We start from the raw sequence: 22,095 nt of genomic DNA, 5'->3' as shown, positions 1-22,095 counted from the left end.
CATGCGTGGATGACGGGCGCTGTGAAAAACAAAGGCCCGGGATTCCCGGGCCTTTGCAGGTCTGCCGCAGCGTCAGCCGTGGCTTACCAGATCACCACCTGCTGCTCGCCGGTGCGGGCCATCGGCGAACCGGCCTTGCACTGGAACGCGGCAGCGAAGGTCGGCAGGTTCGACGGCGCACCCATGGCACGGAACTGCGCCGGGGCGTGCGGGTCGGTGGCCAGGCGGACCTTGGCGTTTTCCGGGGTGTACTTGGTGCGCCACACGGTGGCCCAGTTGAAGAAGAAGCGCTGGTCGCGGGTGAAGCCGTCGACCTTCGCATCTTCCTTGCCGGCGGTGGCCTTCTGCAGGGCGTCGTAGGCGGTGGCCAGGCCGCCCAGGTCGGCGATGTTCTCGCCCAGGGTCAGGTGGCCGTTCACTGCCTGGCCGTCGACCTTGTACTGGTCGAACTGCTTGACCAGCTTGCCGGTGAGGCCTTCGAAGTTCTTCTTGTCGGCCGGGGTCCACCAGTCTTCCATGTTGCCGGTCGGCCCGAAGCGTGCGCCCTGGTCGTCGTAACCGTGGGTCATCTCATGGCCGATCACCGCACCGATGCCGCCGTAGTTCAGCGCGTCGTCGGCCTTCGGATCGAAGAACGGCGGCTGCAGGATGGCGGCCGGGAACACGATCTCGTTCTGCAGCGGGTTGTAGTAGGCGTTGACGGTCTGCGGGGTCATGCCCCACTCGGTCTTGTCCACCGGCTTGCCGATCTTGGACAGGTTGAACTTGTAGTTGAACTCGTTGGCCGCGCGCACGTTGCCCAGGTAGCTGTCGCGCTGGGTCTGCAGGCCCGACCAGTCGCGCCACTTGTCCGGGTAACCGATCTTCGGGGTGAAGGTTTCCCACTTGGCGATGGCCTTGGCCTTGGTTTCCTCGCTCATCCAGCTCAGGCCCTGGATGCGGTCCTTCAGCGAGGCGGCCAGGTTCTTCACCAGTTCTTCCATCTTCGCCTTGGCTTCCGGCGAGAAGGCAACCTTCACGTACAGCTGGCCGAAGGCTTCACCGGCATCGTTTTCGATGGTGCCCAGCACACGCTTCCAGCGCGGCTTCTGCTCCTTCTGGCCGTTGAGGGTCTTGCCGTAGAACTCGTAGTTCTCCTGCACGAAGGCATCGGCCAGGTACGGCGAGGCGCTGTCCACGGTGTGGAAGCGCAGGTAGGCGCGCCACACCGACGGATCGGTGTCGGCCAGCGACTTGCTCACTTCCTCATGGAAGGCCGGCATGGCCAGCGAGAACTTCTCCGGCGCGGCCACGCCCTGCGACTTGAAGAACTCGGTCCAGCTGAAGTTCGGGGTCAGCTTGTCGGCGTCGGCCAGGGTGACCGGGTTGTAGTACAGCTCGACGTTGCGCGACAGCTCCACGCGCGACTTGGAGGCCTTGGCCAGGCGGGTTTCGAACTTGACCACGTCCTCGGCCTGCTTGGCTGCATCGGCCGCGGCCACGCCGGACAGCTCCAGCACCTTGGCGACATGCGCCTGATAGGCCTTCAGCTTGTCGGCGTTCTTGGCATCGGTGTAGTAGGTGGTATCCGGCAGGCCCAGGCCGCCCTGGCTGGCATAGGCCATGTTCACGCCGGAGTTCTTGAAGTCGGCTTCAGCGCCGAAGCCGAACAGGAGGTTGTCACCCTTGGCGGCGCTGGTGCGCAGGTAGTTGGCGATGGCCGCCTTGTCCTGCAGGCCGTCGATCGCAGCCAGGTCGGCCTTCAGCGGCTCGATGCCCTGGGCGTTGATCTTGGCTTCGTCCATGCCGGTGGCCCACAGGTCGCCGACGATCTTCTCGATGTGGTTCGGATTCTTGACCTGCGCAACCTGTTCGGCCAGCTGGTGCTGCACGGCCACCGAACGTTCGTCGAGGATGGTGAACGCGCCCCAGCTGGTGCGGTCGCCCGGGATTTCATTGGCGGCCAGCCACTTGCTGTTGACGTAGTCGCCGAAGGCGGTGCACGCGTCCTTGGTGGTGTCCAGGTCGCTCGGCTGGAAGGCGTTGTAGGCCGGCAGCTTGCTGTCGTCCAGCTTGTAGCTGGTGGCTTCGGCGGTGGCCGGGGCGGGGGTCGCGGCATCCTTGGCCGGGGTTTCGTTCTTGCCGCAGCCGGCCAGCACGGCCGACACGGCCAGGCTGAGCAGGACGATCTTGGGAGTGCGCGTCATCACTATTCTTGGCCTCCAGGCCGAGTGAGTCAGGGAGAAGCCGCAGGTACGGCCGTGGGCCGAACGATACGCCGCCGGCCTGGCCTGCAAGGGTGTCGAAGGTCATGTCCGGGCGCAAGGGGCCAGAACGTGCAAGGGCGCCCCGTGGGCGCCCTTGCAGGAAGCGGTGCGGCTTACAGGCCGCCGCCGCCGCAGCCCTTGCCCAGGTAGTCGTCGATCAGCCTGAGCTGGTCACCCATGATCGCGCGGGTCCAGGCGGGACCATGCGCGTAGTCGGCGATGGCGTGAAACTCGACCGGCTGCCCCGAACCCCTGGCCTTGTTCACGAACCACTCCGACTGCTCGATCGGCACCGTGCGGTCGCGGTCACCGTGGTAGACCATCAATGGAATCTTCATTTCACCGGCCTTGTCGACCGGGTTGAGGCCGGCCACGGTCGGCGCCTGGGCCTGGCGGAAGAACGGGTTGGTATAGAAGCGCGACCAGATCTTCTTGATGTCCGAAACGCCGGCACCGGCGATGGCGCACTTGTACAGGCCATTGGGACGCACCGAAGCCGCGAACGCCGAGTAGCCGCCATAGGAGAAGCCGAACATGGCGATGTGGCCGGGCTGGGCGATCTTCTGGTCGATCATCCACTGCGCGCCATCGTCCTTGTCGTCCTGCATCTTCTGGCCCCATTCGGCATCACCGGCCATCCACAGCTTGCGGCCCCAGTCGGCCGAGCCGCGGAACTGCGGGCGCAGGACCGCCATGCAGCGTGATGCCATCAGCGGTACCCACATCGAGCCGTCGAAGTCCATGCCATCGCGTGCCCACGGGCCGCCGTGCGGATGCACCACGGCTTTCCACGGGCCGGCACCGCACAGCTCGGTGCTGGGCGTGGTCAGGAATGCCGGAATGTCCAGCCCGTCGCGTGCCTTGTAGTAGACCAGCCGGGTGGTGCCCAGCGCGGCTGGCTGGATCTGCGGATAGGTCTTGGCCAGCAGGGTCAGCTTGCCGTCGTGCAGCAGGTGATACTCGGGCGGGTTGGAAGGGCCGGAGGTAGCCACCAGCACATTGGAAAGATCGGCGGTGTAGTCGACGATGCGGTAGCTCAGGCCTGTATCGTAGTTGGCGGTGTAGCGCTGGCCGTTCGCGGTATCGACCATCGCCAGCGGCTCCTGGCGGATGCCAAGCGCCTGGCGCAGCCCCTGGTCCAGGGCCTTCATGCGCGGAGAGGTCCACTGGATGTCGTCGCCGCGCGGACCGGCGTAGCCGATTCCCATGATCTCGCCGAAGGGTACCGCACCGCTCCGGTGGCGGTTGATCAGCATCGAGCCGGCGTTGAACAGTTTGTGCTCGAACAGCACTTCCTTCTGCTTGCGGGCCGTGATGTCGTACTCGTAGACGATTGATTTGTCGCGGCCGACATTGCTGAGTACGAACGCGATGTTCGGATCATCGGCAAAGCCGATCACCTGGTTGACGTCGCGGTTCTTCACGTAGGAGCGGAAATGCTCCTCCCAGGCACCGTTGGCAGGCGAGCGGAACTCGGTGGCGACGTAGGCGCCGGTACCGTCGACGTCCTGCCGCAGGCGTGCCCGCAGTTCACTGTCCAGGTCGGTGATATAGCCCGCCACGCGCTCTTCGGTCTTCTGGATGCGCTGGGAGGTGAAGTTGCGCAGGTCGACCTTGTAGACGTCACCGGAACTGCTGCCCGAACCGTTGACCACCAGGATGTGGTCGGGATCGTTGGGCAGGGTGTCGAGCACCGTGGCGTTGGCCAGTGCCTGCTCGAGCTCTTCATTGCGACTGGAGGCGCGCGGCGGCGTGATCGGCTCCTTCCACTGCTTGCCTTCGATGTCGGTGATGAAGAACTTGCTGACGAAGGTCTTGGTCACCCGGTCGGCGCGCAGGTCGTAGGGTTGCCACAGCACGACGGCCAGCTGTCCGTTCTTGATGAACGACACGCTCTGGAACTTCATGCGGTTGGCGCCGATCACGGTGGGTGGCTTGTCCAGTGCATCGGTCCGCCAAACCACGATCACGCGCTCCTCGCCATCGGCGCGAAGGCCGGCGATGTGTTTTCCGTCTGGTGACAACGACAGGCTGGAGATGGCCGGGAAGGCGGCCATCTGTTCGATGGTGGGCGCCACAGGCTTGGCGTGCAGCAACGGTGAAAGGCTGGCCAGGGCCGCCAGCAGCAGGGCTCGCTTCATTGCAACCTCGGAATGCGTTGGCACCGGCTTGCGGAGAATCCGGTGCCTGAAATGGAACCGCCGCCCCGAAGGGCGGCGGTTGCAGGGAGCAGGATCAGAACGAACGCGTGATGTTCAGGAAGTAGCTGCGACCGAAGTAGTCGAAGCCGCTGTACAGCAGCGCGTTGCCGACGGTGCTGTAGACACCCTGCGAGATGGTCGGCGGCTTGCGGTCGGCGAAGTTGCGCACGCCACCGGTGACCGACCACTTGTCCGCTTCATACTTCACCGAGATGGCCTGCAGGAAGTAGTTCGGGGTGTACAGCTTGTACGCCGAGGTGGCCGGATCGAAGTCACCCGGGTTGCGCTCCTCGTAGTACGCGTAGCTGTCCATCTTGTCGATCCAGTCCAGGCCGTAACGCACCTGCCAGTTCTTCCACTTGTAGCTCAGGTCCAGCGAGGCGGTGTTTTCCGGACGCGACAGCATGCCGTTGTAGTCCACCAGCGGATCGTCGGAGAAGACCTTGCTGGCCTGTTCCAGGTAGTGGGTGAACTGCAGCGTGGTGCGCAGGGTGCCCGGGCCGATTTCGCGGACATAGCGGGTGGTGAAGTCCAGGCCACGGACCTTGTCGGTGGACAGGTTGATGAAGCCGTTGGTCACCACCAGTTGGTTGTTGACCGGGTTGCGGGCCACCAGGCGGCACAGACCCGAACCGGAGGAGAAGTCGGCACTGCCGCTGTCGTAGCAGCGCGACAGGATGTTCGCGCCGCCCGCGCTGTCGACGCCGTTCTTCACTTCGATGTCGAAGTAGTCGGCGGCGAAGGACAGGTCACCGAAGCCGCTGCCGAATTCCGGCTGGATCACCACGCCCAGGGTCTTGGCCTTGGAGGTTTCGGCTTCCAGGCCGGCCTCGGCACCACCCTGGGTGACCACGGTCACGCCCTGGGTGGCCAGGTAGTCCGGTGCCAGGCCCAGCGATGCGCAGTTCTGGTAACGCGGCGAGCTCGGGTTGCGATCACCATACTCGTTGCAGGGGTCGGCACTGCTGCTCAGGAAGCCGGTGGTGCCGCCCAGGAACTGTTCGAACAGCGCCGGTGCGCGGTAGGAGGTGCCGTACGACGCGCGGAACGACAGCCACTTCACCGGGGTCCACAGCGCGCCGATCTTGTAGGTCTCATCCGAGCCGTAGGACTTGTAGTCGGTGTAGCGGCCGGACAGGTTGACCGTCAGTTCCTCGGCAGCGGTGACGCCGGACAGCAGCGGCAGTTCCAGTTCGCCGTAGGCTTCGAACACCGAGTCCGAACCGCGGGTCGGAGTGGCGTTGGTCAGGTTGTACAGGTCGGCATTGATCGAGTACGGCGACGGGGTGTCGTCGATGCGTGCCTTGCGGTACTCGACGCCGAATGCACCACCGGCCGAACCGTACGGCATGTCGAACAGCGGGCCGTTGACGTTGAAGTTGACCGTCGTTTCCTTGTACAGCGTGTTGCCGGTGACCGGCACGAACACCCAGTCCTTCCAGTCCTGCGGCAGCTTGCCACCGATGGTGTTGGTGTTCAGCGCCGGCGCGGCGATGCAGCCGTTGGAACCGTCCCGGCAGACATAGCCACCGGCACCGTTGGAGACCACGTCCAGGCTCTGGCGCAGGCGGCTGGTCAGGAAGCTCTCGAAGGTGTAGTCGGCGTCGCTGCGCGAGTGCATGACGTTGAAGTCATAGTTCCACTCCGAGCTCAGGTGGCCACGCAGGCCGGCATTGAAGCGCAGGAAGTCGACGTTCTGCTTGTTGGTGTCGTTGCCGAAACCGATGAACGCACGCACGCCCAGGTTCTTGCCGCTGGTCTGGTCGGTCGGAGCACCGGCAACGCTGTCACGCAGGTTGGCCGGGATCAGCGGGCTGCCCACGGCATAGTCCAGGGTCAGCTGGCGATAGCCGGTCTGGGTCGACTTGCGCTTGTTGCCCAGGAACTCGTAGTACAGCTCGGCATCGCCCAGTGCGTTGAGGTCGAAGCCACCCTGCAGGTACAGGGTGTGGGTCTTGGTCGGCGAGATCAGCGACTGGTTGCGCATGGCCGGATCGAAGGTGTCGCGGGTGTTCAGGTCCACGCCTTCGTAGCCCACCAGGCCGGTGGTGATGGCCGCATTCGGGCGCCAGCGGTTGAAGCGGGTGCCGGCGCCGCCCGGGGCCGCGACACCGGTACGGGTGTTGGTGCCGATGGTGTTCAGCGTGGTGCCGCCGGCATCGAGCGACCAGCACTTCGGCTTGCCGGTCAGCGGGTCGATGAAGTCGCCGCTGCCCCAATAGTCGCCCGCGTCGATGTCGCGGTACATGTCGGTCGGGCAGCCACCGGCCCAGCTGCGGTCGGCCAGGGTCAGCTCGTTGCGGGTGTAGTACTCATAGGAGCCGGAGAAGTGCGAGCGCTCGCCGGTGGCACCGAACATGATGGAGTAACGGCGCTCTTCACCGCCGCCGCCATCGGTGGCGTTGTGCTGTGCTTCGAAGCTGACGCCATCGACCTTCTTCTTGGTGATGATGTTGATTACGCCGGCAACGGCGTCGGAGCCGTAGATCGAGGACGCACCGTCCTTCAGGATTTCGACGCGGTCGACGATCGAGTTCGGCAGCACGTTCAGGTCGGTCGAGCCCACCGAGCCGCGGGTACCGGCCGGCGACACGCGGCGGCCATTGAGCAGGATCAGGGTGCGGGTCGGGCCGAGGCCGCGCAGGCCCAGGGTGTTGGCGCCCGGGCCACCGTCGGTGACGTAGCCGCCATAGGCGTTGTTGATCTGCGCCGCACCGGCGGTGACCGCGGTGCTCTGCAGGGCCGCCGTGGTCGAGTTGAAGCCGGCCAGGGTGGTTTCTTCACGGGTAACGACCTGCACCGGCGAGACCGAGTTGAACACGTCGCGGCTGATGCGCGAGCCGGTGACGGTCACCGTATCCAGATTGGTGGCCTTGGACTTGGATGCCTCTTCGGTGGTCTGCGTCGAGCCCGAGGCGTCCTGTGCGATCGCCGGGGCAGCCGCAGCGAGCAGCACGGCGGAGGCGAGGGCGAAGCTCAGCGGGTGCTTGCTGAGCGACTTGCGATTGATCATCTGAAATCCCCTTGAATCGAATGATTGCGTCGTACACCGGGACAGGTCCTTGTCGGCGTCTCCGTGTGCCCCTTGCCCGGGGTCGGCAGCGTGCTGCCACCCGGCGCTGGTACCGGCTTCACGTGCCGATGACCCGAGATTAACACGACATTAACCGAGCCTGTCAAACGTTCACGAGGGAGTCATGAAGCTGTGGGTGATGGGCGCGCTTTGCAGTGACAGGAGCGCCCATTTCTCCTTCATCTCATTGATATGTATTGATTTGTTTCGGTTCATGTCAAACGTGTCTGAACCGTGAACGGGATGTGGCCGCGCTGTGCGACGGACAAAAAAAGGCCCCGCCGAAGCGGGGCCTGGTCCAGACACGCAGTCCGGAATACGACGGGATCAGAAGTCGTACTTGACCTGGGCCGAGATCTGACGGCCGTAGACGCTGTAGAAGCCGTCGTTGAACGGGGTCGATTCGTTGCCCGGGTAGTTGTAGCGCTGGCCTTCCGGCAGCTTGTTGAACACGTTGTTGACCATCAGCGACAGGGTCAGATCGTCCTGCGCCTGGTAGTTCAGGCTCATGTTGTAGGTGGTGTACGAGCCCCACTTGCCGGCCTTGGCGCCGGAGGAGTGGACGTAGTCATAGCTGCGGCCGGTGTAGGCCAGGTAGTTCGGGGTGCTGCCGACGTAGTTGGCGTACAGGGTGGTGGTGAACTTGGAGATGGCCCAGCCCACCGACACATCGCCGCGCACCTTGGCGAAGTTGTCGTAGTACCACATGTTGTACGGATCGCTCAGCAGATCCAGCTTCTGTGCGCCCGGCAGCGGCACCACTTCACGCTTCAGCATGTTGGTGTAGTTGCCCGAGAACATCAGCGAACCGAAGCGGCCCAGGTCCTGCTGGTACTTGGCGCCGACGGTCACCGCTTCCAGGTTCTGGCTGGCCACGTTGAGCTTCGGGGTGTACACGCGGGCCAGGTTGCCACCGGCGTCGCGGGACACCCAGTCGGTCACGTTCTGGCAGCTGGCCGAGGTGTTGTTCGGCAGGCCGTTGCGGCACTGGTACTCGGCCAGCAGCAGCTGGTCGGTGCTCAGGGTCTTGACCTCGTTCTTGATCTTCCAGTTGTAGTAGTCGACCGACAGCGAGAAGTTGCTCACCGGGGCCCACACCACGCCCGCGCTCCACACGTCGGCGGTGATCGGCTTCAGGTCCGGGTTGCCGGACTTTTCGCTGTACACCGAGGTGGTCTTGTAGAACGAGCAGGCTTCGTCACGCAGCGCGTAGCCCATCTGGCTGCAGCGGTAGTAGTCGTTCTGGCCGGAGGCGAACGAGCCGCTCATGCCCTGGAAGGCATCGGACAGGGTTGGCGCACGGAATGCGGTGCCGTACTTGCCGCGCAGCAGCAGGCTCTCAACCGGGCGGTATTCCAGGCCGATGCTGTAGGTGGCCTTGTCAACGGTCTTGTCGGCGATCTTGAAGGCGTCGTAGCGGCCCGAGGCGCTGATGGTCAGCGACTCGAACACCGGCATGCGCAGTTCGCTGGTCACCGCGTAGTTGCTGCGGTGGCCGGCACCGGCCACGGCGGTGGCGCCCCAGGCGTTGCCATCGACGAAGGCCTGGTCGGGCGAGTAATCCCAACCTTCGCTGCCACCTTCCAGCACCACGGCCAGGCCGGCGTCGCCGCCCGGCAGGGAGAACAGCGAACCGTTGGTCACCTGCACGCGACCCAGGTTCTGCCAGGTCTTGCTGCGGTGGGTGCCATAGCCGGTGAAGCTGGCGAACTGGTCCGGGGTGATCGGCGAGTAGAACGCGGCGTAGTCCGGGTTGTAGATGCCGAAGCCATCAGCGGTGGTACCCAGGCGCGGGCCCAGCACGGTGTCGCCGAAGAAGCCTTCGATCTTGTCCTTCCAGCGCGCGAAGCGGTTCTGGTCCAGGCGGTATTCGCCGCGGGTGAAGCTGGCGCTGTAGTCCCAGTCGCCGACCATGCCCTTGCCGCCCAGGGTGACCTGGTAGGAACGGCTCTCATCGGAGTTCAGGATGTTGTTGTAGTGGCCCGGGCCGATTTCTTCCGGTGCGAAGGCGCGCTGCAGGTTCACGACCTTGCCCAGGCCCTGGTCGTAGAAACCGCCCATCACCGACTTGGTGCCCCACCACAGGGCGCTGGAGCCGGAGGTGAACTCGGTCTTCTCCTTGCTGTACAGCACATCGGCGAACAGCTGGAAGTTGTCGTTCACGTCGAAGGTCATCGACGAGTAGAACTGGCCGCTGTTCTTGCCGTTCTTCAGGGTCTTGTAGCCGGCGCTGTACACCGAGCCGCACGATTCGCCCGATGCACGCTTGCCGACGGTGGTGGTGCCGTCGTACAGGCCTGCGACGTTGGCGCAGCGGGTCGGGTCCATCATGTACAGCTTGTTGTCGGCGTTGCCGATGACGGCAAAGTCGTTCGACGGCAGCTGTGCGGTGTAACCGACCGGGTTGTTCTGCTTGGTGATGTCACGCTGGTAGCCCCAGATCGGGCTGCCGTTTTCGATCTGCACGTTGACCAGCGCGTGGAAGCGGTCGTCGAATGCATTGAAGCCCTTGGCGGCGCTGAAGCGGATGTTGCTGCCACCACCTTCGGTGTAGGTGCCGCCACGGATCGACATCGTGCCGCCGTCCATGCGTTCCTTCAGGATGATGTTGACCACGCCGGCGATCGCGTCCGAGCCGTACAGCGACGACTGGCCGCCCGGCAGGACCTCGATGCGCTCGACGATGTCGATCGGAATGCCGCTGATGTTGTTGAACGACTCGCTGCCGTTGTACAGCGCCGGATACGAGAGCATCGGGCGGCCGTTGATCAGGTACTTGGTGTAGCCCGGGTTCAGGCCGAACATGCCGGCGGCTTCGGCGCCCTGGGTGAACGCACCCGAGGTCTGTCCACCCTGCAGGCCGCCGGTGGTCAGCGACGACTGCTGCAGAACTTCAGCAACGCTGCTGAAGCCGCGGGTCTGGATGTCTTCGGCGGTGATGGACATCACCGGGGTCTGGGTTTCGACCTGGGTCTGCGGGATCAGCGAACCGGTGACGGTGATCTTGTCCAGGTTGGTCGCCTTGTCCTGGGCCATTGCCGGGGCGGCGGCCATCAGAGCGGACATCAGGGCGACGGCGAGCGTGTTGCGACGTGCGGTATTGCTGACGTGTTTCATGTAATTCCATTGGAGAGCAAAAACAAAAACGGCACTGCGCATGCGCCATCGCGCGGGCTGGAATATCCGGCTCCGCAGCTCAAAACAGTGCTCATCGAACGTAACATGAACTTAACAATCTGTGCACGAATCTGTCGCATTCCTGAATTTCAGTCAGCTTGCATCCAGCTTGTATGATGTCGGGTTATCCCCCTGACCCCGCCGGTGCCCGTTGTGAACAGTTCTCCCCGCCGTCCCCATGTCAGCCAGGTCCAGAAGGGACTTACGCCGCATGCCCGCATCCGCAACGTGATCGCGGTCGGTTCGGGCAAGGGCGGCGTCGGCAAGTCCACCACCTCGGTGAACCTGGCCGTGGCGCTGCAGCAGCTCGGTGCGCGCGTGGGCGTGCTCGATGCGGACATCTACGGGCCGAGCGTGCCGGCCATGCTGGGCCTGTCCGGTCGCCCGGAAAGCCCGGACAACAAGAGCATCGAGCCGTTGCGTGCCTTTGGCGTGGACACCATGTCGATCGGCTACCTGATCGAAGAGGACACGCCGATGATCTGGCGGGGCCCGATGGCCACCTCGGCGATGACCCAGCTGTTCAACGACACCCTGTGGGACGACCTGGATTTCCTGCTGATCGACCTGCCGCCGGGCACCGGTGACATCCAGCTGACCCTGACCCAGAAGATTCCGCTGGCCGGTGCGGTGATCGTCACCACGCCGCAGGACATCGCCACGCTGGACGCGAAGAAAGCGCTGAAGATGTTCGAGAAGGTCGAGGTGCCGGTGCTGGGCATCGTCGAGAACATGGCGGTGCACACCTGCAGCAGTTGCGGGCACATCGAGCACCTGTTCGGCGAGGGCGGCGGCGAGCGCATGGCCGCGCAGTACGGCGTGCCGCTGCTGGGCTCTCTGCCCCTGCAGATCGGCATCCGTGAACAGGGCGATGCAGGCACCCCGATCACCGTCGCCCAGCCGGATTCGGCGCCGGCCCAGGCCTACCGCCATGCCGCACAGCGCCTGATCGAGGAAGTGGGCAGGCGCCCGCGGGCTTCGATCCCGATCCTGTCGTCGCTGCTGTAAGGGCCGGGGCAGGGGCCGCCGGCCGAGGCCGGGCCCCTGCTAGAATCCTCGCGCCCCCTCGTACCCCCAGGACAAAGCATGAGCATCAAGAGTGACCGTTGGATCCGCCGCATGTCCGAGCAGCACGGCATGATCGAGCCGTTCGAGGCCGGGCAGGTGAAGCAGGCCAACGGCCAGCGCATCGTCAGCTATGGCACGTCCAGCTATGGCTACGACGTGCGCTGCTCGCGCGAGTTCAAGGTGTTCACCAACATCAACTCGACGATCGTCGATCCCAAGCACTTCGACTCGGGCAGCTTCGTCGACATCACCGCCGACGAATGCATCATCCCGCCGAACAGCTTCGCGCTGGCGCGTACCGTCGAGTACTTCCGCATCCCGCGCGATACCCTGGTGGTGTGCCTGGGCAAGAGCACCTACGCGCGCTGCGGCATCATCGTCAACGTGACGCCGCTGGAGCCGGAATGGGAAGGCCACGTCACCCTGGAATTCAGCAACACCACGCCGCTGCCGGCGCGCATCTACGCCAACGAAGGCGTGGCACAGATGCTGTTCTTCCAGGCGGCCGCCGATGACGTCTGCGAGACGTCCTACCGCGACCGTGGCGGCAAGTACCAGGGCCAGACCGGCGTGACCCTGCCGCGGACCTGACGATTGCAGGCGATTTGTAGAGCCGAGCCATGCTCGGCTGCCCTGCATTGAAGCCGAGCATGGCTCGGCTCTACATGAGGGAAGGCGGCGCAATGCGCCGCCTTCCTTATTTGCCGCGACCGAACAGCATCGCGATGCCGACACCAACCAGGGCCACCGGCCACCAGGTCAACAGCAGCTTGGACAGGTTCAGGTGCGTCCAGCCGAGATTGCTGGCGAGCATGAACAGGCCGATCAGGATCAGCAGGACGGCGGCAACGAGGTTGAATCGCATCGGGTCGGCGAAGGCTCAGGACTGGGCCGGATATCCTAGCCGTTCCTTCCAGTAGGCGACATGCTGGTCCAGCGCCGCCGGCTCGTAGCGGTGCGCCGGGCCACTGCCCCAGACCGGGCCCGGCCAGGCCGGATCACCGTCATGGCGGCCGATGACATGGAAGTGCAGCTGGCGCACGATGTTGCCCAGCGCCCCGATGTTGATCTTCTCCACCCCGTCGGCACCCTTCAGGGCCTTGCAGGCGCGGTTGAGCTCGGTGCGCAGCTTGTCCTGCTGCTCGCCGTCCAGCTCGATCCACTCGGTCACCCCGGCCAGGCGCGGTACCAGCACCAGCCAGGGGAATCGTTCGTCGTTCATCAGCCGCACTTGCGACAACGGTCCTTCCGCCACCAGCACGCTATCGGTGGCCAGGCGTGAATCGAGTTCGAATTCGCTCATCCAAGATGCTCCGAGAAGAAGTCCAGGGTGCGTTGCAGCGCCAGGGCGGCGCTGTCTGGATCATACGCATGTCCGACCTCCCGGTTGAAGGCGTGATCGGCCGGATAGACGTAGGTGGCCATCTGCGGCAGCTTCTCGCGGTGGGCCTGGACCGCTTCCGGCGGGATGCTGCGGTCCTGGGCGCCGAAGTGGAAGATCACCGGGGCCTTGGGCGCCTCGTCGAGGAACTGCACGTTGCGCGCACCGTAGTAGCTGACCGACGGCAGCCCCAGGCGCAGTGCGGACAGCATCGCCACCGTGCCGCCCCAGCAGTAGCCGACGGTGCCGACCTTGCCGTAGGGCGCCAGCCGGGTGGCCGCCGCGCGCACGACCTCCAGCGCCCGTTCCATGCCCAGCGCGCCGACCCGTTCCAGGCCCTGCTTCACGCCCTCGGCGTCGTAGGGCAGCGCATCCGGGTCGGCGTCGGGGCCGTCGACCAGGTCGAAGAACGAGGGCGCCAGCACCGCATAGCCTTCGGCTGCGAAGCGCTCGGCCACGCTGCGGATGTGCGGGTTGGCGCCGAAGATTTCCTGCACCACCACCAGGCCGCCGCGCGCGGTGCCGTCCGGCAGGGCCTGCCAGGCCCGTACCGGGCCGTGATGCGTATCCAGGGTGATCCACTCGGCCATCGTCATCTTCCTCGTTGCTGGGAACAGAGCTGCATTGTCGGTGCTGCGCCGGTTAGCGCGGCGTCAGCGGCTGTGCCGGATCGGGCGGCTGGGCGTTCAGAGGGCGGCTGCCAACCCCGGTATACTGGCGCCCTTTCAGGCCCCGGCCCCCAGGTACCCCTGCCATGCCGGCAGGGGCCCAGGCCCCCAGAGTCCCGCGATTCCATGTCCCAGCTGAACCCCAAAGTCGGCTTCGTCAGCCTTGGCTGCCCGAAGGCCCTCGTCGATTCCGAGCGCATCCTCACCCAGCTCCGCTCGGAAGGCTACGACATCGTCCCGTCCTACGATTCGGCCGACGTGGTGGTGGTCAACACCTGTGGCTTCATCGATTCGGCGGTGACCGAGTCGCTGGATGCCATTGGCGAGGCGATGAACCAGAACGGCAAGGTCATCGTCACCGGCTGCCTGGGCAAGCGCCCTGAGCAGATCCGCGAGGCGTACCCCAACGTGCTGGCGGTGTCCGGCCCGCAGGATTACCAGAGCGTGATGGAAGCGGTGCACGAAGCGCTGCCGCCCAAGCACGATCCGTTCGTGGATCTGGTGCCCGACTACGGCATCAAGCTGACCCCGCGCCATTACGCCTACCTGAAGATTTCCGAAGGCTGCAACCACAAGTGCAGCTTCTGCATCATTCCGTCGATGCGCGGCAAGCTGGTCTCGCGCCCGGTGGATGAGGTGCTGCGCGAAGCCGAGCGCCTGGTGCGTGGTGGCGTGCGTGAGCTGCTGGTGGTTTCGCAGGACACCTCGGCCTACGGCGTGGACGTGAAGTACGCCGAGAAGATGTGGCGCGACAAGGCCTACCAGACCCGCCTGAAGGCGCTGTGCGAAGGCCTGTCCGAGCTGGATGCGTGGGTGCGCATGCACTACGTCTACCCGTATCCGCACGTGGACGAAGTGGTGCCGCTGATGGCCGAGAACCGCATCCTGCCGTACCTGGACATCCCGTTCCAGCATGCGAGTCCGCGCATCCTGCGCCTGATGAAGCGCCCCGGTGCGGTCGAGAAGACCCTGGAGCGCGTGCAGAACTGGCGCCGTATCGCGCCGGACATCACCGTGCGTTCGACCTTCATCGTCGGCTTCCCGGGCGAGACCGAGTCCGAGTTCGAAGAACTGCTGTCGTTCCTCGACGAAGCGCAGCTGGATCGCGTGGGCGCGTTCGCCTATTCGCCGGTCGAGGGGGCCACCGCCAACGATCTGCCCGATGCTGTCCCGGAGGAAGTGAAGCAGGAGCGTCTGGCCCGCTTCATGGAGAAGCAGGCGCAGATCTCCGCCGCACGCCTGGAGGCCAAGATCGGCACCGTGCAGCAGTGCCTGGTCGACGCCATCGAAGGCGATATCGCCGTGGCCCGTTCCAGGGCCGATGCGCCGGAGATCGACGGACTGGTGCACATCCAGAACGCCGACCAGGTGCCGCTGCGCGTGGGCGAATTCGTCGACGTGGAAATCACCGAGAGCGACGAGCACGACCTGTACGGTGACGCGCTGCCCGCCGCTACCCGCCCGGCATTCGACCTCAAGATGCTGTGACCGCAGCGACGACCGCCGCCAGTGACGGGGGCGGCGTCCGGCGCTTCGTACCGCCGCCACGTGCGGCGATCGATCCGCAGGTGTTCGCGCAGCCGCTGTTTGCCGGGCTGCAGGATTTCCGTAATCTGCTGGATGGCCCCCACTGGCCGTCCATCGCGGCGCTTGACGCACGCCTGTCCCTGCCGGGTTGGCAGCTGGTCGAACAGGATGCCGCGTTGCTGGCCGATGGCCTGCACTACGAGGCCCGCATCGCGCAGGGGCGCATCGCCACCCGTGCCGACAACTGGCACGACCTGTTCAACGCGCTGGTGTGGGCCTCCCACCCGCAGCTCAAGCGGGCACTCAACGTGCAGCAGTGCCGGCATATCGAAGCCATGCCACCCGGCCAGCGCAACCGCGCGCAGGCCGCCTTGACCCAGTTCGACGAAACCGGCGTGATCGTGCGTGTGGGTGATGTCACGTTGCTGCGCGCGTGGGATGGGCATGACTGGCCTGCGATGTTCGAGCCAACGCGCTGGCAGAGCGGTGACATCGCCATTGCCACCGTATTCGGGCACGCGTTGATGGAACAGGCACTGCTGCCGGGGCGATTGCTGGTGGGCAAGTGCGTGGTGGTGCAGGGTGATGCCGATGCTGCCTGCGTTGACGCGGTGACTGCGGCCATTGCCGAAGGCAGGGCAGTGACCGATCCGCTGCAGCTGCGGCCCCTGCCGTTGGCGGGTATTCCTGGCTGGCACGGCGTGCAGGATTCCGCCTTCTATCGCAATGCCGATTATTTCCGCCCGTTGCGTGCAGGGCGCACATACCCGCCGCCGTTGTAGAGCCGAGCCCATGCTCGGCTGTGTTTGCCCACCAGCCGAGCATGGGCTCGGCTCTACAACGGCAGCGAGGTCGGGCATGACTCGACTCTACAACGGCGCGTACTCCACCCCGATCACCGCAAAGGTGAATTGCCCGCCGGGCAGCTCCACCGAGAATTCATCATCCAGTCGCTTCTTCAGCAGCGCCCGCGCCAACGGCGAATCGATGCTGATCCAGCCCAGCCCGGCATCGGTCTCATCCGGCCCGACAATGCGATAGCGGCTGGTCTCGCCACTGTCCACATTCTCCAGTTCCACCCATGCGCCGAAGAACACCGCCAGCGGGTCGGTCGGCGTGGTGTCGACCACGCGCAGTGATTCCAGCCGCTTGGTCAGGTAGCGCACGCGACGGTCGATCTCGCCCAGCTGCTTCTTGCGATAGGTGTATTCAGCGTTCTCGGAGCGGTCACCTTCCGCGGCGGCCGCGGCCAGTGCCTTCACCACCTCCGGGCGGCGCACGCGCCACAGCTCATCCAGTTCGGCCTTCAGCCGGGCATGCCCGGAGGCGGTGATCAGGGCCGTGCTTTTTTCTGCGGGGGGACGCCAACGCGACATGCAATACGACTTCTTTTCTGGATGACGAACGGGGAGCGGGGTCGGAGCCCTCCCTGGCGGGGGGGATCCGACCCTGGGGTCAGATCCCTTTCCAGCGGAAAGGGCTCTGACCCCGGCCGTGGCAGATCAACGCTTTCCGCCGAAGATGCCACCCAGGATGCCGCGCACGATCTGGTTGCCCAGCTTGGTGCCGACGGTGCGCGTGGTCTGCTTGGCCATCGTCTCGATCATGCCCTGGCGGCGCTTGGTGCCGAAGATCGCATCCTTGATCGCCTGGCCGAAACCGCCTTCCTGCGCTTCGTCCTGTTCGCGGCTGCGCGCGGCCGGCGCCTGCGCCTGTTCGACAGTCTTCTGTGCACGCTGGGCCAGCAGTTCGGCGGCCGATTCGCGGTTGATCGCGGTGTCGTAGCGACTGCCGACCGGGCTGCCGGCACGCACCTGGGCGCGCTCGGCTTCGGTGATCGGCCCCATCCGGCAGCGTGGCGGCGCGATCATGGTCTGCTGCACCGGCATCGGGATGCCCTTGTCCTGCAGCGTGGAGACCAGGGCCTCACCAGTGCCGAGCTGGCTCAGTACCTTGGCCACGTCCAGCTTCGGGTTCGGCACGAAGGTTTCGGCCGCGGTCTTCACCGCCTTCTGGTCGCGCGGGGTGAACGCGCGCAGTGCGTGCTGCACGCGGTTGCCGAGCTGGCCGAGGATGTTGCCTGGCACGTCGTCGGGGAACTGCGAGCAGAAATACACGCCCACGCCCTTGGAGCGGATCAGGCGCACCACCTGCTCGATGCGCTGCACCAGCGATGGCGGCGCATCGTCGAACAGCAGGTGTGCCTCGTCGAAGATGAAGACCAGCTTCGGCTTGTCCAGGTCGCCCACTTCCGGCAGCTGCTCGAACAGCTCCGACAGCAGCCACAGCAGGAAGGTGGAGTACAGCTTGGGCTTGAGTACCAGCTGGTCGGCGGCGAGGATGCCGATCATGCCGCGGCCGTCGTGGTTGACCCGCATGATGTCGGCCAGCTCCAGCGCAGGTTCGCCGAAGAAGTGCTCGCCACCGTCCTGCGCCAGGCGCAGCACCGAACGCTGGATCGCGGCGATCGACTGCGCGCTGACCAGGCCGTACTCGGTGGAGATGTCCTTGCGCTCCTCGGCGACGAGGCCGAGCAGGGCGCGCAGGTCGTCCATGTCCAGCAGCAGCAGGCCGCGGTCGTCGGCCAGCTTGAACACGATGTCGAGCACGCCGGACTGGGTGTCGTTCAACTCGAGGATGCGCGCCAGCAGGGTCGGGCCCATTTCGCTGACGGTGGTGCGCACCGGGTGGCCCAGCTTGCCGTACAGGTCCCAGAAGAGGGTGGGGCTGGCGGCCGGCGCATAGTCGGCCACGCCGATCTCGGCGGCACGCTGGAGCAGGTTCTCGGCGCCGCTGCCGGGCACGGCCAGGCCGGAGACATCGCCCTTCACATCGGCCAGGAACACCGGCACGCCCAGTCGCGAGAAGCCCTCGGCCAGCGTCATCAGGGTCACGGTCTTGCCGGTACCGGTGGCGCCGGCCACCAGGCCGTGGCGGTTGCCGAGTTTCGGCAGCAGGGTGACGGCAATATCGTCGGTAATGCCTTTGCCGAGCAGAATCGGATCCATGGTCCAGCCCTTGTGATGAATAGCCCAATGTTAACCGCCGGCAGTGACGGTCCGAAGGTCGGCTTGCCCGGACCTTGGCGGCGCCGCTACTCTGCCTGCCTGTTTCGCACACAGTGCCATCAATGCCCGTTCCTGTCCTGATTTCCCGCGGTTGGCCGCTGCTGGCCCTGGCCGGCCTGGTTTCCCTGGCGCCCGACGCCCATGCGCAGCGGGTTTCGGCCCGGGACAAGGTGAAGGTGGATGCGCTGCAGCAGCGCATGACCGTCGCCGAAAAGCGCTACAGCGACGCCCTGCTGCTGGTCGCCAATGCCGACCCCAAGGGCAGCAACGAGGCCGACGCCGCGCTGGAGGACATGGAAGATGTCCTCAACGACTGCGTGAAGCAGAAGGGCTGCCAGATGGGCACCCTGCTGGCCAGCTACAAGCGCCTGCTCAAGCACGACGCCGATGCGGCTGCCAGCGATGACGTGGCCGACGAGGGGGGTGACCGCCTGGAAGCCGACCCGGATCACATCGGCCCGCTGACCGCGGATGTGCCCGAGGCCGCGCGCGCTGCCGCGCTGCTGAACGACAAGCGGCACGCCTTCGACAGCATGGTCGAGTACAACCCGGCGGTGCAGGCCGGCATCCGTCGCTGGCTGACCGACATGCGTCCTGCGCTGCTGACCAGCTACGAGAACTACCAGAACCTGCGCGCGGTGATGTGGCCGGAGTGGGAGAAGCGTGGCCTGCCCGAGGCGCTGCTGTTCGGCATCATGGCCAAGGAATCCAACGGCCGCGTGCACGCCTCCTCGCGTGCCGGCGCCGCCGGCCTGATGCAGTTCATGCCGGCCACTGGCCGTCGCTTCGGCCTCGGCCCGGATGGCACCGGCTTCGACACGCGCTTCGATGCGCGCAGCGCCGCCGAGGCCAGCGCCAGCTACCTCAACGAACGCCTGCGCGAACTGAACAACAACGTGGAAATGTCGGTGGCCGCCTACAACGGTGGCGAAGGCCGTGCCGCACGCGTGTTCAAGCAGAGCGCCGGCCAGAGCTTCTGGACCGACAGTGTCTACAACCAGTTCCCGGGCGAGACCAAGGACTATGTGCCGATGGTGATTGCCGCGGCCTGGATCTTCCTGCACCCGCAGCAGTATGGCGTGGAGTTCCCGAAGATCAGCGCGCAGCCGGCCACGCTGCGCCTGGCCAAGTCCACCACCATCTATGAACTGACCATCTGCCTGGGCAGCCACGGCACCCGTGATGGCTACATGCGCGCGCTGCGCAACCTCAACCCGCGCTATGAAGCCGATGGCTGGATTCCGGCCGGCACCCTGATCAACGCCACCACCCGCATCGCCGGGCTGTACCAGCGCAACTGCGTCAGTGGCCCGCGTGCCGACCTGGCCCGCACGCTGATCACCGCCGATCTGAACGCGGCGATCAAGCGCCCGACCGCGGCCAGCTACACCGGCAGCGTCGCCGTGGGCGGCGTGGTGCCGGTGGCCGACGCTGCGGCCTCCACCAGTGTGCCGACCACGCCGGTGGCGGCGGTGGCGACGCCTCGCCCGGCGCCGGCCGCGCGCCCGAAGCCGGTGCGCAGCCACAAGGTGGGCAAGGGCGAGACCCTGGGCGCCATCGCGGCGAAGTTCCAGTGCGACGTGCCGACCCTGGCCCGCGCCAACGGCCTGAAGGCCCCGGCCTACAGCCTGCGTCACGGCCAGACGCTGAAGCTGCAGGGCTGCGACAAGTAATTCCCCCGACCCCTGGAACCCGCATGGATCTCGAAGACACCCGCAACCTGTTCGCCAACCTCCGCGAAAACACCGACTGGGACATCAACGGCCCGCTGCTGTGGGGGTACTTCTTCGTGCACTCCACTGCTGAGCCGTTGCAAGCACTGGCAGAGCACCTGCAGGCGCAGGGCTACACCTTCGTGGAACTGTTCGAACAAGATCCGGAAGAGGGTGACGCGCCGTTCCACGTGCTGCATGTGGAGCGCGTGGAGATCCACGACGAAGCCTCGCTGGACCGTCGCAACCAGGAATTCGCAGCTCTGGCCGCGGAGAAGGGCGTGGAAGACTACGACGGCATGGACGTCGGCCCGGCCCCGGCCCTGCAGTAACGCGCGTACCGGTAGTGCCGGCCGCTGGCCGGCATCCCGTTGTGGAAAAGGGGACGGAGGGGATTAAGTCGTTTATGCATAAACGACTTAATCCCCTCCGTCCCCTTTTTATCAGCTCAGCTTCGCCAGGGCCTGGCCCAGCTGTACCGGGCTTTCGGCGCCCAGCTGCGGGGCGAATTCGGCCACGCCCGGCGGCAGCAGCACGATCACGGTCGAGCCATAGTTGAAGCGTGCCATCTCGGCGAAACGCTCCAGCTTGATGCCCTGGCCGCGGTAGTCCTTGCGGGTGATGCGGTCGCCGTAGTGCGGAATCTCCTCGCCGCTCCACACGGTTTCCACGCCGGACACCAGCAGTGCACCGACCATCACGCTGACCATCGGGCCGAAGCTGGTATCGAAATGGCAGACCAGGCGTTCGTTGCGTGCGAACAGGCGCGGTACGCCGTTGACGGCCGCCGGGCCGACACTGAACAGGCGCCCTGGCACGTGCACGGTTTCACGCAGGGTGCCGGTCCAGGGCATGTGCACGCGGTGGTAGTCGCGCGGGGACAGGTACACGGTGGCGTACAGGCCGTCGTTGTACGGCTTGGCATCCTCGGCGCCGCCCAGCAGTTCGGCGGCGGTGAACGACTGGCCCTTGGCCTGGAAAATGCGGCCGGCCTCGATCCTGCCGAGCTGGCTGATGCGGCCGTCGGCCGGCATCACCAGGCTGCGCGGATCGGCATCGGCCACGCGTGCGCCCGGCTTCAGCGCACGGGTGAAGAACTGGTTGAAGGTCGAATAGCTGCGCGGGTCCGGGTTGGCCGCTTCGTCCAGGTTGACGTTGAACTTGCGGGTGACCGTGTCGATCAGCCAGCGCGACACGCGCGGATCGTCCGAGTACGCCAGCGAACGCGCCATCGAGGACAGCAGGCGGTGGGGCAGGGCATACGTCAGGGCGGTGGTGAGGCTCATGGGGCGGTTTTCTCGGTCAGCTTCTGCAGGTCGCGGGCGATCGCCGGCGCGTTGAACGGGGGGCGTACCAGGCCGGCGAGGCGGCCCTGCGGGTCGAGCACGGCCAGGCTGGCCGAATGCTCGACCGTGTAATCCTCGGGGTTCTCGTCGAAATGCTTGCCCGGCACCTTCTGGAACACGAAGCCCAACGAGGTGGCGAAGCGCTCCAGCGAGGGAACGTCAGCGGTGGCGGCCAGGGTGTCCTTGTGGAAGCCGTGCACGTACTCGCCCAGGCGGGTGGCGCTGTCGCGGTCGGGGTCGACCGAGATGAACAGCACGCGTGGGCGCAGGCTGTCGGGCAGGGCTTCCCACTGGTTCTGCGCGCCGGCCAGCGCGGCCAGCGTGGTCGGGCAGACGTCCGGGCAGAAGGTGAAGCCCAGGAACACCAGGGTCCAGTGGCCCTTCAGTTCGCCCGGGATCAGGCGGGTGCCGTCGGACTGGGCCAGGTTGAAGTCGGGCAGTTCGCGCGGCTGTGGGTACAGCGTGATCGCTTCGGTGGCCGGGGCATTGGCCGGCGGCTTCGGCGCGAACACCTGCTGGGCGGCCAGCAGGCCGAGACCCGCCGCCAGGGCGATCAGCAGGATGATGCCGGCGTTGCGATTGAACATGGGGGCTCCCGCGCGAAGTGGGCCCCATCATACCGGCTGTG

Annotated in this window: 17 protein-coding genes; 6 read left to right on the top strand and 11 right to left on the bottom strand. The window is 65.8% G+C overall.

All coding sequences use genetic code 11. The annotated features are described in order from the left end of the window. Positions 1 to 83: 83 nt before the first annotated feature. The 4 genes from AC5P98_RS14040 to AC5P98_RS14025 form a co-directional block, all read right to left on the bottom strand. A complete protein-coding gene (locus AC5P98_RS14040) occupies positions 84 to 2,186 on the bottom strand; it encodes a M13 family metallopeptidase (RefSeq protein WP_495230067.1) in 2,103 nt (700 codons plus the stop codon). A 173-nt stretch (positions 2,187 to 2,359) separates the two neighbouring features. After that, positions 2,360 to 4,387 (bottom strand): alpha/beta hydrolase family protein, encoded by a 2,028-nt coding sequence (locus AC5P98_RS14035; RefSeq protein WP_014647914.1) that lies wholly within the window; start codon positions 4,385 to 4,387, stop codon positions 2,360 to 2,362. 94 nt (positions 4,388 to 4,481) lie between these two features. Next, positions 4,482 to 7,460, bottom strand: coding sequence for a TonB-dependent receptor plug domain-containing protein (locus AC5P98_RS14030; RefSeq protein WP_014647913.1), 2,979 nt, complete (start codon positions 7,458 to 7,460; stop codon positions 4,482 to 4,484). A gap of 387 nt (positions 7,461 to 7,847) precedes the next feature. After that, on the bottom strand, positions 7,848 to 10,637 hold the full coding sequence (locus AC5P98_RS14025) for a TonB-dependent receptor plug domain-containing protein (RefSeq protein ID WP_014647912.1): 2,790 nt from the start codon (positions 10,635 to 10,637) through the stop codon (positions 7,848 to 7,850). A gap of 213 nt (positions 10,638 to 10,850) precedes the next feature. Here AC5P98_RS14025 and apbC point away from each other — a divergent pair, with 213 nt between their 5' ends. Both apbC and dcd read left to right on the top strand, forming a co-directional pair. After that, positions 10,851 to 11,705: an iron-sulfur cluster carrier protein ApbC gene (gene apbC / locus AC5P98_RS14020; RefSeq protein WP_014647911.1), complete on the top strand. Its 855-nt coding sequence runs from the start codon at positions 10,851 to 10,853 to the stop codon at positions 11,703 to 11,705. 78 nt (positions 11,706 to 11,783) lie between these two features. Next, the gene (gene dcd / locus AC5P98_RS14015; protein WP_014037995.1) at positions 11,784 to 12,356 is read left to right on the top strand and encodes a dCTP deaminase; all 573 of its coding nucleotides are present in this window, start codon (positions 11,784 to 11,786) and stop codon (positions 12,354 to 12,356) included. Between the two features lie 106 nt (positions 12,357 to 12,462). On the opposite strand, the gene AC5P98_RS14010 is transcribed toward dcd, so the two are convergent. From AC5P98_RS14010 to AC5P98_RS14000, 3 genes are read right to left on the bottom strand one after another with little or no spacing between them, the layout of a single operon-like run. Continuing rightward, entirely contained in the window at positions 12,463 to 12,630 is a 168-nt protein-coding gene (locus AC5P98_RS14010; protein ID WP_005418011.1) for a LiaI-LiaF-like domain-containing protein, read from the bottom strand. 15 nt (positions 12,631 to 12,645) lie between these two features. Then, on the bottom strand, positions 12,646 to 13,068 hold the full coding sequence (locus tag AC5P98_RS14005; RefSeq protein ID WP_014647910.1) for an HIT domain-containing protein: 423 nt from the start codon (positions 13,066 to 13,068) through the stop codon (positions 12,646 to 12,648). Further along, entirely contained in the window at positions 13,065 to 13,736 is a 672-nt protein-coding gene (locus tag AC5P98_RS14000) for a dienelactone hydrolase family protein (RefSeq protein ID WP_032957503.1), read from the bottom strand. The genes AC5P98_RS14005 and AC5P98_RS14000 overlap by 4 nt, the downstream gene beginning before the upstream one ends. 204 nt (positions 13,737 to 13,940) lie before the next feature. Between AC5P98_RS14000 and rimO the strand changes: the two genes are divergently transcribed. Further along, positions 13,941 to 15,302: a 30S ribosomal protein S12 methylthiotransferase RimO gene (rimO, locus tag AC5P98_RS13995; RefSeq protein ID WP_049407526.1), complete on the top strand. Its 1,362-nt coding sequence runs from the start codon at positions 13,941 to 13,943 to the stop codon at positions 15,300 to 15,302. Beyond that, on the top strand, positions 15,299 to 16,123 hold the full coding sequence (locus AC5P98_RS13990; RefSeq protein WP_495230066.1) for a DUF3025 domain-containing protein: 825 nt from the start codon (positions 15,299 to 15,301) through the stop codon (positions 16,121 to 16,123). The genes rimO and AC5P98_RS13990 overlap by 4 nt, the downstream gene beginning before the upstream one ends. Positions 16,124 to 16,210: 87 nt before the next feature. Here AC5P98_RS13990 and greB read toward each other — a convergent pair whose 3' ends face one another. Beyond that, the gene (gene greB, locus AC5P98_RS13985; RefSeq protein WP_014647900.1) at positions 16,211 to 16,717 is read right to left on the bottom strand and encodes a transcription elongation factor GreB; all 507 of its coding nucleotides are present in this window, start codon (positions 16,715 to 16,717) and stop codon (positions 16,211 to 16,213) included. Between the two features lie 126 nt (positions 16,718 to 16,843). Beyond that, positions 16,844 to 18,349 (bottom strand): helicase HerA-like domain-containing protein, encoded by a 1,506-nt coding sequence (locus AC5P98_RS13980; RefSeq protein ID WP_046431840.1) that lies wholly within the window; start codon positions 18,347 to 18,349, stop codon positions 16,844 to 16,846. Positions 18,350 to 18,471: 122 nt separating this feature from the next. Here AC5P98_RS13980 and AC5P98_RS13975 point away from each other — a divergent pair, with 122 nt between their 5' ends. Both AC5P98_RS13975 and AC5P98_RS13970 read left to right on the top strand, forming a co-directional pair. Next, positions 18,472 to 20,082, top strand: coding sequence for a transglycosylase SLT domain-containing protein (locus AC5P98_RS13975; RefSeq protein WP_014647898.1), 1,611 nt, complete (start codon positions 18,472 to 18,474; stop codon positions 20,080 to 20,082). A gap of 23 nt (positions 20,083 to 20,105) precedes the next feature. Then, a complete protein-coding gene (locus AC5P98_RS13970; RefSeq protein ID WP_046431838.1) occupies positions 20,106 to 20,453 on the top strand; it encodes a ribonuclease E inhibitor RraB in 348 nt (115 codons plus the stop codon). Between the two features lie 111 nt (positions 20,454 to 20,564). On the opposite strand, the gene asd is transcribed toward AC5P98_RS13970, so the two are convergent. Both asd and AC5P98_RS13960 read right to left on the bottom strand, forming a co-directional pair. Further along, complete coding sequence (gene asd / locus AC5P98_RS13965) at positions 20,565 to 21,407, bottom strand: archaetidylserine decarboxylase (protein ID WP_049406634.1); 843 nt, start codon at positions 21,405 to 21,407, stop codon at positions 20,565 to 20,567. Beyond that, complete coding sequence (locus tag AC5P98_RS13960; protein WP_014647895.1) at positions 21,404 to 22,054, bottom strand: SCO family protein; 651 nt, start codon at positions 22,052 to 22,054, stop codon at positions 21,404 to 21,406. Before AC5P98_RS13960 ends, asd begins: the two co-directional genes overlap by 4 nt. Between the last annotated feature and the right edge of the window lie 41 nt (positions 22,055 to 22,095).

The organism is Stenotrophomonas sp. YJH_SMC_135, assembly GCF_059372355.1.
The sequence above is the reverse complement of the archived record's forward strand: the minus strand, read 5'-3'. Positions and strand labels throughout refer to the sequence as shown.